The organism is Bacillus sp. LSHTCR4 (genome assembly GCF_057197025.1).
This window is the reverse complement of the sequence record NZ_JBXUNO010000002.1, coordinates 198,488-211,782: the sequence shown is the minus strand read 5'-3', so window position 1 is coordinate 211,782 and position 13,295 is coordinate 198,488. Positions and strand designations below refer to the sequence as shown.

At 36.7% G+C, this 13,295-nt stretch carries 16 protein-coding genes; 10 read left to right on the top strand and 6 right to left on the bottom strand.

All coding sequences use genetic code 11. The features are described 5' to 3' along the window. Window positions 1–18 precede the first annotated feature (18 nt). On the bottom strand, window positions 19–1,737 hold the full coding sequence (acsA, locus tag AC2CGR_RS14745) for an acetate--CoA ligase (RefSeq protein ID WP_087968372.1): 1,719 nt from the start codon (window positions 1,735–1,737) through the stop codon (window positions 19–21). Between the two features lie 176 nt (window positions 1,738–1,913). Between acsA and acuA the strand changes: the two genes are divergently transcribed. From acuA to AC2CGR_RS14725, 4 genes are all read left to right on the top strand, one after another. Then, window positions 1,914–2,546, top strand: coding sequence for an acetoin utilization protein acetyltransferase AcuA (acuA, locus tag AC2CGR_RS14740; protein WP_484480960.1), 633 nt, complete (start codon window positions 1,914–1,916; stop codon window positions 2,544–2,546). An 18-nt stretch (window positions 2,547–2,564) separates the two neighbouring features. Then, window positions 2,565–3,209 carry an acetoin utilization AcuB family protein gene (locus AC2CGR_RS14735; protein ID WP_000634570.1) on the top strand — a complete coding sequence of 215 codons (645 nt, stop codon included), beginning with the start codon at window positions 2,565–2,567 and terminating at the stop codon, window positions 3,207–3,209. After that, entirely contained in the window at window positions 3,206–4,372 is a 1,167-nt protein-coding gene (gene acuC, locus AC2CGR_RS14730) for an acetoin utilization protein AcuC (RefSeq protein ID WP_087968371.1), read from the top strand. The genes AC2CGR_RS14735 and acuC overlap by 4 nt, the downstream gene beginning before the upstream one ends. A gap of 202 nt (window positions 4,373–4,574) precedes the next feature. After that, a complete protein-coding gene (locus tag AC2CGR_RS14725; RefSeq protein WP_102990407.1) occupies window positions 4,575–5,453 on the top strand; it encodes an alpha/beta fold hydrolase in 879 nt (292 codons plus the stop codon). A 71-nt stretch (window positions 5,454–5,524) separates the two neighbouring features. Here AC2CGR_RS14725 and AC2CGR_RS14720 read toward each other — a convergent pair whose 3' ends face one another. The 3 genes from AC2CGR_RS14720 to AC2CGR_RS14710 form a co-directional block, all read right to left on the bottom strand. Further along, window positions 5,525–5,797 carry a hypothetical protein gene (locus AC2CGR_RS14720; RefSeq protein WP_087968369.1) on the bottom strand — a complete coding sequence of 91 codons (273 nt, stop codon included), beginning with the start codon at window positions 5,795–5,797 and terminating at the stop codon, window positions 5,525–5,527. Between the two features lie 119 nt (window positions 5,798–5,916). Continuing rightward, on the bottom strand, window positions 5,917–6,606 hold the full coding sequence (locus AC2CGR_RS14715) for a response regulator transcription factor (RefSeq protein WP_002022538.1): 690 nt from the start codon (window positions 6,604–6,606) through the stop codon (window positions 5,917–5,919). A gap of 1 nt (window position 6,607) precedes the next feature. After that, window positions 6,608–8,062 (bottom strand): sensor histidine kinase, encoded by a 1,455-nt coding sequence (locus tag AC2CGR_RS14710; protein ID WP_484480959.1) that lies wholly within the window; start codon window positions 8,060–8,062, stop codon window positions 6,608–6,610. Window positions 8,063–8,366: 304 nt separating this feature from the next. Here AC2CGR_RS14710 and AC2CGR_RS14705 point away from each other — a divergent pair, with 304 nt between their 5' ends. From AC2CGR_RS14705 to mscL, 3 genes are all read left to right on the top strand, one after another. Beyond that, window positions 8,367–9,047, top strand: coding sequence for an ankyrin repeat domain-containing protein (locus AC2CGR_RS14705; protein ID WP_270184748.1), 681 nt, complete (start codon window positions 8,367–8,369; stop codon window positions 9,045–9,047). A gap of 78 nt (window positions 9,048–9,125) precedes the next feature. After that, window positions 9,126–10,052, top strand: a complete 927-nt coding sequence (locus AC2CGR_RS14700) for a Gfo/Idh/MocA family protein (RefSeq protein ID WP_484480958.1) — start codon at window positions 9,126–9,128, stop codon at window positions 10,050–10,052. A gap of 128 nt (window positions 10,053–10,180) precedes the next feature. Further along, complete coding sequence (gene mscL, locus AC2CGR_RS14695) at window positions 10,181–10,579, top strand: large-conductance mechanosensitive channel protein MscL (protein ID WP_000267001.1); 399 nt, start codon at window positions 10,181–10,183, stop codon at window positions 10,577–10,579. A 50-nt stretch (window positions 10,580–10,629) separates the two neighbouring features. Here the strand turns inward: mscL and AC2CGR_RS14690 are convergent, their stop codons facing one another. Further along, a complete protein-coding gene (locus AC2CGR_RS14690; protein ID WP_000636591.1) occupies window positions 10,630–10,902 on the bottom strand; it encodes a DUF3917 domain-containing protein in 273 nt (90 codons plus the stop codon). Between the two features lie 149 nt (window positions 10,903–11,051). Here AC2CGR_RS14690 and dhp61 point away from each other — a divergent pair, with 149 nt between their 5' ends. From dhp61 to AC2CGR_RS14675, 3 genes are all read left to right on the top strand, one after another. Next, on the top strand, window positions 11,052–11,348 hold the full coding sequence (gene dhp61 / locus AC2CGR_RS14685; RefSeq protein WP_484480957.1) for a protein Dhp61: 297 nt from the start codon (window positions 11,052–11,054) through the stop codon (window positions 11,346–11,348). Window positions 11,349–11,430: 82 nt separating this feature from the next. Beyond that, the gene (locus AC2CGR_RS14680) at window positions 11,431–11,667 is read left to right on the top strand and encodes a DUF3949 domain-containing protein (protein WP_000637883.1); all 237 of its coding nucleotides are present in this window, start codon (window positions 11,431–11,433) and stop codon (window positions 11,665–11,667) included. 1 nt (window position 11,668) lies between these two features. Next, window positions 11,669–12,031, top strand: a complete 363-nt coding sequence (locus AC2CGR_RS14675; protein ID WP_270184745.1) for a DUF4288 domain-containing protein — start codon at window positions 11,669–11,671, stop codon at window positions 12,029–12,031. A gap of 33 nt (window positions 12,032–12,064) precedes the next feature. Here AC2CGR_RS14675 and ccpA read toward each other — a convergent pair whose 3' ends face one another. Continuing rightward, window positions 12,065–13,063, bottom strand: a complete 999-nt coding sequence (gene ccpA, locus AC2CGR_RS14670) for a catabolite control protein A (RefSeq protein ID WP_001103293.1) — start codon at window positions 13,061–13,063, stop codon at window positions 12,065–12,067. Window positions 13,064–13,295: the final 232 nt, after the last annotated feature.

Genomic DNA, 13,295 nt, shown 5'->3' with positions numbered 1-13,295 from the left:
CGTTCAGACCTTTCTCTCTTAATCTTCCATCGTTGATAAGTCACCTGTTGGTAAGTTTAACTCCCACGCTTTTAATACGCGGCGCATAATTTTACCGCTTCTCGTTTTCGGTAATTTATCTCTAAATTCAATTTGCCTTGGCGCTGCATGAGCTGCTAGACCTTTCTTTACAAATTGACGAATTTCTTCTTTTAATTCTTCAGATGGCTCGTATCCTGCTCGAAGCGCGATAAATGCTTTAATAATTTCGCCGCGCACCGGATCAGGAATACCAATTACACCAGCTTCTGCAACAGCAGCATGCTCGATTAATTTGCTTTCTACTTCAAATGGTCCAACGCGCTCACCTGACGTCATAATTACATCATCAATACGCCCTTGGAACCAGAAGTATCCATCCTCGTCCATGTATGCAGAATCACCTGATACGTACCAATCACCTGGCATGAAGTAAGACTCATATTTTTGCTTGTTATTCCAAATTCCACGCATCATAGCTGGCCAACCTTTGCCAATTGCTAAGTTACCCATTGTGTATGGAGGCACTTCATTTCCTTCATTATCAACAATCGCTGCTTTCACACCTGGAATTGGTTTACCCATTGAACCTGGACGGATTTCCATACAAGGGTAGTTACAAATAACTTGTCCACCTGTTTCTGTCATCCACCACGTATCATGAATACGAAGTCCAAATGCGTTCATACCCCAGCGAATTACTTCTGGATTTAACGGTTCACCAACGCTTAACACGTGGCGCACTTGTGATAAATCATATTTTTTAATTGCATCTTGTCCAGCACCCATTAACATACGGAATGCTGTTGGTGCGCTGTACCAAACTGTTACACCGTAATCTTGCAGTGCTTCATACCAAGCTTCTGGACTAAAGCGTCCGCCTAAAATAACATTTGATGCTCCGACTAACCACGGTGCAAAAATACCGTAAGCTGTTCCCGTTACCCAGCCTGGGTCAGCTGTGCACCAATATACATCGTCTTCTTTTAAATCTAATACCCATTTCGCCGTTTGATAGTGCTGAACCATTGCGTTTTGTGCATGAAGCACACCTTTTGGCTTACCAGTAGAACCAGACGTGTAATGTAGAATTAAACCGTCTTCACGGCCTAACCATTCGATATGTAATTCTTTTGAAGCTTGTTCGAATAAAGGATTGAACGCCACCGTTTTACCGCCTTCTTCTACATGATCTCCAACAAGGAAGACTGTTTTTAAAGCTGGTAAATCATTTAATGGTACACGCTCTAGCAATTCAGGCGTTGTAATTAACACTTTTGCTTCGCTATCTTCTAAACGATCGCGAACTGCCCCTTCCATAAATGCTTCAAATAGCGGTCCAACGATTGCCCCTAATTTCACAGCACCAAGAAGTGCGAAATATAACTCTGGGGAACGCGGCATAAAAATAAAAACGCGATCGCCTTTTTCTACATCGCCATAATTTTTCAGGACGTTTCCTGCTTTATTAGAAAAATCCTTCATTTCCTTAAATGTATATTTCTCTTTTCGCGATCCATCTTGATAATAAAGAGCTACTTTATTCTTTCGATCGGATTTCGCATGCTTATCAATTGCCTCATACGCCATATTTACTCGGCCTGTCTCATTCCAAGTAAAGTTTTTATTAACCTCTTCCCAGTTAAAATTCGCGTATGCCTCATCATAATTCGGCAAATTATTTATTCCTTTAATGACTGGAAGCGTTTCTACTTTCATACTTTACATCCCCCTCCTATGTATTCTATTATCTATTATAATGACATTATTTAAAATTTTCAGTATATTTGTTGATTTTTAGACAAATTTTTAATGACAAAATTCGATTCACATCGCATATATTATAAAGTACGATATGAATAGATTCACAAACCCTCAAGGTGGTGAGCAATACATTGATCCATAAAAAAATATATAATGCTAGAAACTTAAAAACAGCGAAAGGCACTTTAATTATTGAAGGGCCTGTCTCTACACATAACTTAGAAATGTATGAATTTCATCCAGATTTAGTTGCGTTTCGTCCTGCCGAGCAACAATATAAAGCAATTGTCGAAATTTCTAAATTACCAGAAGCTCGTCTCATTATTGCTAGACATGACCAAACGATTGTTGGATATATTACATACTTGTATCCTGATCCACTTGAACGATGGTCAGAAGGAAAAATGGAAAACTTAATTGAACTCGGGGCAATTGAAGTTGTCCCAGCCTTCCGTGGTTGCGCTGTCGGAAAAAACTTATTAGAAGTTTCCATGATGGACGATTATATGGAAGATTACATTATATTGACGACTGAATATTATTGGCACTGGGATTTGAAACAAACAGGCTTAAATGTTTGGGAATATCGAAAAGTAATGGAAAAGATGATGAATGCCGGCGGGTTACAATGGATGGCTACAGATGATCCTGAAATTTGCTCGCATCCCGCTAACTGTTTAATGGTCCGCATCGGCAAACGCGTTGATACGGATTCTATTCAAGCATTTGACCGTCTACGTTTTCACAATCGTTTTATGTACTAAATAAAGGGGGCAACTGGAATGATTGTAGAAGAAATTATGAATCAAGATGTGGTGACACTACACCCAAACGATACAATCGAAACAGCAATCCGAACGATACGCACGAAAGGCATTCGGCACATTCCAATTGTCGATCAAAATAATCATGTCGTAGGCATTATTTCTGATCGGGATGTAAGAGATGCAAGTCCGTCTATTTTAGATGAACAAGTTTCACTCGATATGCTACAGCAACCGCTCGAACTGATTATGAAACATCCTGTTATGACTTGCCATCCTCTCGACTTTGTTGAGGAAATTGCTACTTTATTTTTTGAAAACAAAATAGGGTGCCTTCCTGTAACAAAGGCTGGAAAGTTAGTTGGAATCATTTCTGAATCCACTGTACTGCACACGTTAGTGAAATTAACAGGAGCACATCAACCGAGTTCACAAATTGAAATTCAAGTAAAAAATGAACCCGGTATTCTTGGAAAAGTCGTTGCTATTTTTAGTGATTTACAAATAAACATCGTGAGCGTTCTCGTCTACCCAGCAAAAGATGAGAATGATAAAGTACTCGTTTTCCGCATCCAAACGATGAATCCGCTAAAAGTGATCGATGCACTTGAGGCAGAAGGCTACCGCGTATTATGGCCGAACATTATGGGGATGCAAGCATGAGTAGCGCGTTTATTTATTCGGATGACTTTCGGGGCTATTCATTTAGCCCTGATCATCCTTTTAACCAACTGCGCGTCACACTTACGTATGATTTATTACAAAAGGGCGGTTTCATCTCTCCTTCTCAAATCATCTCACCACGGATGGCTACAGATGAAGAGATTGCCTACATTCATACAGAGGAGTACATAAATGCGGTAAAACGTGCTGGAGAAGGAAAGTTAGAAAAATCAATTGCGATGACATATGGACTCGGAACAGAAGATACACCGATGTTTCCAAATATGCACGAAGCAAGCGCATTACTCGTTGGCGGTACATTAACAGCTGTTGACGCTGTTCTTTCCGGGAAAGTAAAACATGCGCTTAACTTAGGAGGCGGCTTACATCACGGCTTCCGTGGCAAAGCATCTGGCTTTTGTATTTATAACGATAGTTCTATCGCAATGAAATATATTCAGAAGAAATACGGTTTACGTGTTTTATATATTGATACAGATGCTCATCACGGTGATGGTGTACAGTGGTCTTTTTATGACGATCCTAACGTATGCACCATTTCACTACACGAAACCGGTCGTTATTTATTCCCTGGAACTGGCGCTGTAAATGAACGCGGACAAGGGAATGGCTATAGTTATTCTTTTAACGTTCCACTCGATGCTTTTACAGAAGACGAATCGTTTCTAGAATCATATCGAACTGTCGTAAAAGAAGTTGCCGCATACTTTAAACCGGATATTATTTTGACGCAAAATGGCGCTGACGCACATTACTACGACCCACTTACACATCTTTGCGCAACGATGAATATTTACCGTGAAATACCGAAGCTCGCTCGCGAAATCGCTAACGAATATTGCGAAGGTCGCTGGATTGCTGTCGGCGGTGGTGGCTATGACCACTGGCGCGTCGTCCCAAGAGCTTGGGCACTCATTTGGCTCGAAATGAACAACATCCAAAACATCTCAGGTTATCTCCCTCCAGAATGGATTGACGCTTGGAAAGGACAAGCAGAAACAGAACTTCCCCTCACATGGGAAGATCCAGACAACATGTATAAACCTATCCCCCGTAAACCAGAAATTGAAGAAAAGAACGCATTAACTGTAGCGAAATCCCTTGAAATTATTCGGAATAATATGACAAAATCTTTGTACTAAAGGAAAAGGAGGCTCGTTTTTGAATAGCCTCCTTTTGTTTATTGTCGGTTTCTGTCGGTAAGTCGATATATTTTAATAATCGCTGATATATTTCAGGTTGCGCCGATATATTCTGATAATCGCTGATATATTTTGAGTTGCGCCGATATATTCCAATAATCGCTGATATATTTTCATTTAGTCACAGTCTGGCCCAATTTTTATGAGGAAAGGTCGTGATATTATGTGGATACAACAAATGATCCACACGAAACGTGGCACATTCGAGCTTTTTACTAAAGGCAGTGGCGAACCGCTTTGCATTACACATCACTATTCACAATTTAATGAAACTGGTGATTACTTTGCTGATGTTTTCACTTCTACGCATCGTGTATTGCTCATTAATTTACGAGATGCTGGTAACTCCGCAAAAGCCAATTCAGAAAAAGAATTAAGTATGATTGAAACCATTCACGATTTAGAAGCGATACGAGAATCTTTACAACTTCCAATATGGCATTTCGCCGGCCATTCAACAGGTGGTATGCTCGGACTTTTATACGCGATTACCTATCCACATTCCTTACAATCATTAGTCGTGGTCGGAGCCGCAGCAAGTAACTACACCGAAACACCCTTTTGCATTTATCACCCAACAAATCCACAGTTTCATTATATGCAACAACTCATCGAAAACTTAAAAAGCCCTCACCTTACAAATGAAGAACGAAAAGAACTAGCTACTAAGAGAACAAAATTATCATTGTATAAACCAAAAAACTACAACTCTTATTTTGATAAGCCAATCAAAAAAATAATGTCTGCTAGCCGAATGAACGCTTTTTCTCACGAATATCGAGCATTTAATTTACGAGAACATTTACCTTCTACGAAAACAAAGACACTTATTATATGCGGAAGACACGATGTGCAGTGCCCGATTCAGTATTCTATCGAGATGCATGAGGGCATACGTAATTCTATTTTTGTGACATTTGAAGAGAGTAACCATTATCCTTTTTTAGAAGAAGCTGCTCTGTTTACTTCTACTATTCAAGAGTTTTACCAATCGTTACAAAAAGAAAATACACGCCATTAGTTCTATTTAAGGTTACAAACTAACAGCTCATAGCCTCTATGAGACTATGAGCTGTTTTCAAAAGAAATATTTCAACTAGTAACAATTAAAAGAAGAACACACAAAACCACTAAACCTAAATCAATAAATACTGCCTTTTTATCTCCTTCTTTTAAACTTATTAGAAAACTAGAAACTATTTTAATTGCAAAAAAGACCATCATAAATAACCAACCAAAATGATCATTCGTATAATCGTCATCATAAAACATTTGTACTGCACCTATTAGTAATAAAACAAGTATGATATTAGTTCCAATCTTTAAAATCTTGTTTGATTTATTATCTTTTAATATATCCCCCAAAATGTAGCACGCCCTCTCACACTCTCCTATGTTTTATCTCTCTTTATATTTTAACATAAATTACCTATTCTCCCCTTTTGATTACATACAAAAAACCTGCCAAAACTTTGACAGGTTCTCTACACGTTAAAACGATAACCAGCTCCCCACACTGTTTCAATATATTGCGGGTGAGCTGGATCTCTTTCAATTTTTTCACGTAGCTTTCTAATATGAACGACAACAGTTGCTAAATCACCAGCGGAATCTAATCCCCAGATGCGCTCAAATAACTGTTCTTTATTTAATACTTGATTTGGATTTGTGACAAAGAATGTTAATAAATCAAATTCCTTCGTTGTAAATGCGATTTCTTCATTGTTTATAAAAACTTTCCTCGCCCGTTGATCAATAGAGATTCCGTGAATATATAACGTATCGCGTTGCTTACTTACATTTCCTGATAATCTTTCATAACGAGAAATATGTGCTTTTACTCTTGCTACTAGCTCACTCGGGCTAAACGGCTTCGTTATATAATCATCCGCTCCTAATCCGAGTCCGCGAATTTTATCTATATCTTCTTTTTTTGCTGAAACAAGTAAAATCGGAATATCTTTTATAGCTCGAATTTGCTTACAAATTTCAAATCCATTCATTTTCGGAAGCATAATATCTAAAATAATTAAATCGTAGTCTTCTTGCAGAGCCATTTGTAAACCTATCTCTCCAGAGTGTTCTACATCAACTTGAAAATCACTAATTTCTAAATAATCTCGCTGTAATTCTGCAATACTTACTTCATCTTCTATTAATAAAATTCTTTTCAATTTACTCACCACATTCCTCTACTTTTTCCAATGAGAAGAAAATGCTTGTGCCTTTCCCAAGCTCGCTTTCCGCCCAAATTTCCCCGCCATGTTCTTCAACAATTTGCTTCGCTATTGCTAAACCAAGTCCACTTCCACCTGTACTCGAATTTCTCGATTGCTCTGCACGATAAAAACGTTCAAAAATATAAGGAAGTGTATCAGATTCTATACCTGATCCGTTGTCCATTACTTTCACAATTACTTTATTTTTATCAATCGATACTGCTACAGTAATTTTCTTTTCTTCTTTATCCATGTATTTCACACTATTATGAATTAAATTTGATATCACTCTATTGATCTTTTCGCAATCAGCCGTTACATATAGTGGTGATGCATGTAATTGTAAGTTAACTTCTATACCTTCTTTACTTAAATCCATCTGCATCTCTTCTATTAACTCTTGCATAAACATATTTAATTCAACCGTTTCAAACTGAAAGGGAACTCGATTTAAATCGAGCTTTGAGAATAAAAATAATTCATCAATGAGTGTATCCATATGTCTTGCTTTCGTATGGATAGTTGTCAAATACTTATCCATTTTTTCTGGCGTATTTGCTACTCCGTCTTTTATTCCTTCTACATATCCAATAATTGATGTAATCGGTGTTTTTAAATCATGAGAGATGTTTGAAATGAGCTCTTTTCGATTTTCTTCATACTGTGTTTGCAACTCTATCGATTCTTTTAATTTCTTCCTCATTTCCTCAAATCCTTGATTTAATTGCCCGATTTCATCGTGCGATGTAACTGGTATTTGAAAATCTAAATTTCCTTCTTTAATTTTCTCAGTCGCATCTTTCAATACAAAGATTGGTTTTATTACACTTCTTGAGACGAGGTAACTTAATAATCCAATAAGCAAAATGGCTAACAGTAAAAGTGATACGAACAAAATTGGAAATAATTTTTGTGTAAGATCTACAAATGAACTTTGCCTTTTTAATACAAATATACTCCCCTCTTCTTCCTGAGGAAAATAAAAATCAAACTTTACATATCGATAAAATGTATCTCCTAGTTCCGTTGTACCACGACTATTAATATTTGCAGATTCAAATTTCGGAAGGGCTTCTTTTAAAGATACACTTTCAAATACGTTTGAAGCATACGAAAGTGTTTCTCCTTTTCTTACTACTATTTTCACACCCTCTTTTTCTATTGCTGAGACAAACGACTCATCTAACAATTGAGATTGATGCTGTTTGGCGGCTGACTTCAACTCAAGATAGGCATTCTCTTCTTCTGGTGTAAGCGGCTTTTGAATGTAAGAACTTTTATAGAAATTTTTCACTGCTTCCAAGTCACCTGTTATCGAAAAAACGATTAAAAATCCCGCAACTAATATAAGCGTAATGGAAACGAGAATGACAGCGATATAAGAAAATAAAAACCTTGTTTTAATAGACATATGTTACATCCTCACTTTACCCCGCTATTTGCCGGGCAGTAAGATCCCCACTTCAAAATTCAGAGAAAGCAAAGAAGTTAAGTGGGGGATCAACTGCCCATAAAAGCCCGATTGGTTCAACTAATAATCAGTGGGGGATGAACAAAACCCCCCACTGATTAAAGTTTCACTTTATCAAACCTTATTATTTACAAGCATAAAAATATATGATCAAATACTCAAGCGATTTTATAGTAATTTTAGCGTCAGTTTATAAAAATTTAATGTTCTTATTTTACAGTTGAAATGAGGAGGTTGAGATTCCATGTTCAAAAAAACAGTAAGCATGATATGTTGCGTAATTTTTTTGCAAGGTTGCTCGCAAGAACAAGAAGTTAAAAAGGAGATGACAAACATGGAGACATCGCTACTAACAGCTACTGAGAAACAAGAAACGAATACTGTTATATCGTTACTCAAAAAAGGGGCTGACATAAATATAACAGATAATAAAGGACGTACTCCTCTTATGATTGCTACATATAAAAATGATGTAAAAACCGCAAAAGTACTTATCGAAGCTGGTGCCGACGTAAATATTCAAGATGATATGAAAAACAACCCCTTTCTATACGCCGGTGCAGAAGGTTACTTGGATATTTTAAAGCTAACGATTGATGCTGGCGCAGATCCAACGCTTACGAATCGTTACGGCGGAACAGCCCTTATCCCCGCCTCAGAACATGGTTATATTGATGTTATAAAAGAACTCCTCACGCGAACAAATATCAATGTAAACCATGTCAATAATCTCGGTTGGACAGCTTTAATGGAAGCCATCGTACTAAGCAACGGAGATGAAACACAACAACAAGTCATCCGCCTGCTCATTGAACACGGCGCAGATGTAAACATTCCAGACAACGATGGTGTTATCCCGCTAGAGCATGCTCGCGCTCATAACTTTGAAGAGATAGAAAAGATTTTGCTAGAAGGACATAAGTAAAAAGCTAATTTTTGCCTTCCTCCCCCGCCCTATGCTACATTTAAGCCGTTATATCAATATGAATAGGTGGGAATACACATGAACAAACCTAAAATTGGGATGATTGGACTTGGAAGTATTGCACAAAAAGCTTATCTTCCAACACTTACAAAAGAAACAGATTGGAATTTTGTAGGGGCGTTTACACCTAACGCGGAGAAAAGAAAACAAGTTTGCCAGCAATACCGCATTCAAGACTTCCATTCTATTGAAACGTTAGCTTCGGAATGCGATGCAATCTTCGTTCATAGTTCAACTGCTACGCATTATGAAATCGTTTCTGAACTTCTGAAAAAAGGAATCGATGTTTACGTTGATAAGCCGCTAGCTGCTACAGTGGAACAGGCTGAGAAACTAGTCGAGTTGAGCGAAAAGTATAACCGAAAGTTAATGGTCGGATTTAATCGCCGATTCGTTCCTATGTATGTTGCAGCAAAAGAGCAAGCTCATCATATTTCATGGGTTCGAATTGAAAAACACCGCACAAATAAAGTCGGACCATATACGTACGACTTTACGATGTTAGATGATTACTTACATATTGTAGATACTGTTCGCTGGTTAGCTAACGATGAGCTTAACGTCGTTCATAATATGATGCAAATCAATGAAAAGAATGAACTTCTTTACGGACATCATACATATACAACGCCAAACGGACTATTACTTTCTACTGCAATGCATCGCCACGCCGGTACAAATTTAGAACAAATTGAACTTGTAACGACAGGAAAAATCATTCGCGTAAAAAACATGAACACATTTGAAGTTGAGCAGGAAAATGCAATTTCTCAGATTGGTTCTCCATCATGGGATACGACGTTAAAACAACGTGGTTTTGAAGATGCTGTTCATCATTTTATTAAATGTGTTCATGGAGATACAAAGCCTGTTGTAGATGGATTAGAAGGATTAAAAACGCAGCAACTGTTACACTCTCTATTGGACGATCTAAACAAAAATTAAAACGGATACATTTTTCAGAATTTACTTTCATTCCCATTTCCTCTTTATTTCTCACGCAAATTTCTATAGAATATGTTGATAGGAATTATAAATTTCATAATGAATCGTGGAAAGGATGGGATTAACACATGTGGAACGAGTTTAAGAAATTCGCGTTCAAAGGGAACGTAATCGATTTAGCTGTCGGGGTTGTAATCGGTGCTGCATTCGGTAAAATCGTTAGTTCTTTAGTAAAAGATATTATTACACCATTACTTGGTATGGTATTAGGTGGCGTTGACTTTACAGATTTAAAAATTACATTCGGTAAATCATCTATTATGTATGGTAACTTTATCCAAACTATCTTTGATTTCTTAATTATCGCAGCTGCTATCTTTATGTTCGTTAAAGTGTTCAACAAACTAACATCTAAAAGAGAAGAAGAAAAAGAGGAAGAAATTCCAGAACCAACAAAAGAAGAAGAACTTCTTGGCGAAATTCGCGACTTATTAAAACAACAAAACTCTTCTAAAGATAGAGCATAATTGAACGGATAAAAAGGCATGTCCCAAGAGGAACATGCCTTTTTTATATGCTATAACGTTTCCGAATTCATATGAATAAATAAAATAATACCAGCAACCATAAGTACCATAATACTACTTGCAAATAGTGTAATACCGATAAACATTAAACTTGTGCTCATATCCACTGATACACTTTCAATAAAAATAGAAATTACATACGTGATAAGGGCAATTCCTGCAAGAATACTTCCTGGAACAAATCGCTTTAAACCATTTTGTTTTAACGTCATATATGCAAAAATAGCAGTCATACAAAGCGTAATTATCCAAAGAACGATCATCTCTTCTCCCCCCTCACAAGCCTTTTCTTTCTATTATACATGACATTGCCCTATAATAGTTAAATTTGCACTTATGTGACATATAACAAGGAATAATATAACCTATAGAGAAGTCTTCCAGATAAGCTATATACTAGGGAGGGTTTCAATTGGAAGATGATATTGTAGGATATTTCAAACAAGTTGAGCGATTCGATTATATTACAATCGACCTAGACAAAAAGTTTTTTTATATTGAAGTTGTACAAATAAAAACAAATATAACTTTGCTAAAAATATCACTTAACTTAGAACAAGATGAAACGATTGTAGCTGGAAAAGCAAAACACTATGATCCTGCTAGACTAGAACAGTTAATACAAAGTTTTAAACACACTGCACAAACATGCCTTGAACATAATTTACGAATCCCTGAAGAACTTTTTGCATTTTGGAAAGAGAATTAATCCCTCCTGAAAAAATGGTTATTTTTTCTATTAATTGATATAATTATCATATATAAATATTCTTTATAAGGGAGTGTTCATAATGATTTGGATTTCACTAATCGTATTAGCCTATTTCATCATTCTCGTCCCAATACAGTATAACTACATTAAAATACTCAAAGAAAAACAGAAGAAAATGAATGTGTCACAAAACGAATTATATGACAACATGTCTTATGAAGAATCTCAAGTGCATTATCATTACCAAAGTAACGTATTTACAATACCTGCTTCGCTTGTCGCAAGTATTATTTATAAGGTGAAACATGCAGCATAATATGTACGCTGTAAAATTATTGTTTGAATCTATTCATTCTGGTGAGCCTGATGCTCTGAAAATTGATGAGCATTATGAAAAGAATCACGATACACTTTTTGAAGAGAGTATTCTTCTTGTTAAAGCAAGCAGTTTGGAAGAAGCTCATGCACTAGGTGAACAGATGGCTATACAGTCTGAGCATACGTACGATAATATGTACGATGAGCAAATAACATGGACATTTCGAAAACTGTTGCATGTGTTTGAATTAGACGATACACCATTTGAAACAGGAAAAGAATTGTACGCACGATTTTTACAAGTTAAGAAAAATGAAACGGTGGATACAGTCGTACAAAAATACTATCCTGAATACAAATAAAAGCTCACAGCAAATGCTGTGAGCTTTTTATACTTACTTCGTTGAATCTCTAAATTGGATACGGTGAGGTAAGATAACAGTGTGATCTTCCACTTTTTCTTTGTTCATATACTTTGTTAATAGACGCATTGCTACTGCACCGATATCATACATCGGTTGTACAACTGTTGAAAGTTGCGGACGAACCATTAATGCAAGGCGTGTATTATCGAAACCAAGTACTTCTACATCAGTTGGTACATTTAATCCAGCGTCTTGTGCTGCGTGAATTACACCTAGTGCCATTTCGTCAGAAGATACGAAGATCGCTGTTGGCTTTTCATCAAGGCCCCAAAGCTTTTCGAATGCTTCGATACCTGAATCATATGTGTAATCTCCATCGATTACAAGATTTTCATCATATGAAATACCTGCTTCTTCTAAAGCTTTTTTATAACCTTGTAACTTCTTCGCGCTTCCCGCTTTATCAATGAAAGGACCAGAGACGAAACCGATACGCTTATGTCCTTGCTCAATAAAGTGCTTCATTGCGTCGTAAGCTGCTTGTGTATAATCAATGTTTACTGATGGCGTTTCATTTTGCTCATCAAATGACGCTGCTAATACAATTGGTACTGGAGACTTTTTAAATTCTTCAATGTGAATATCTGTAATATCTTCACCCATGAAAACAATTCCGTCCACTTGTTTTCCAAGCATCGTATTTAATAAATGGAACTCCTTCTCTTTGTTTTGGTCAGAGTTACTTAAAATGATGTTATATTTGTACATTGTTGCGATATCTTCAATTCCACGAGCAAGTTCTGCATAAAACGTATTTGAGATATCAGGAATAATAACACCTACTGTAGTTGTCTTCTTACTTGCTAGTCCACGTGCTACCGCATTTGGGCGGTATCCTAAACGATCAATTGCTTCTAATACTTTCTTTCTTGTTGTAGGCTTTACATTTGGGTTACCGTTCACAACGCGTGATACGGTAGCCATTGAAACGTTCGCTTCGCGCGCTACATCATATATTGTTACGTTCATCTCATCGCACACTCCTTCTATTTTTGTTATCTATTTTTATGTATCGGTTACTTGAATGAAAAAAAGACATCAACTCTATTTGCAGATGCCACCAATCGTCCCGAGTTCTTCCTTTTACTAATGATACGATAAAAACGCAGGCTCATACAATATTTTCCCGCAAAAGTTTCGAAAAAATTCGCTTCTTTTCTCGTATTTTCGTATTTTTTATGAAAAAAAGGGCATTTTTTGT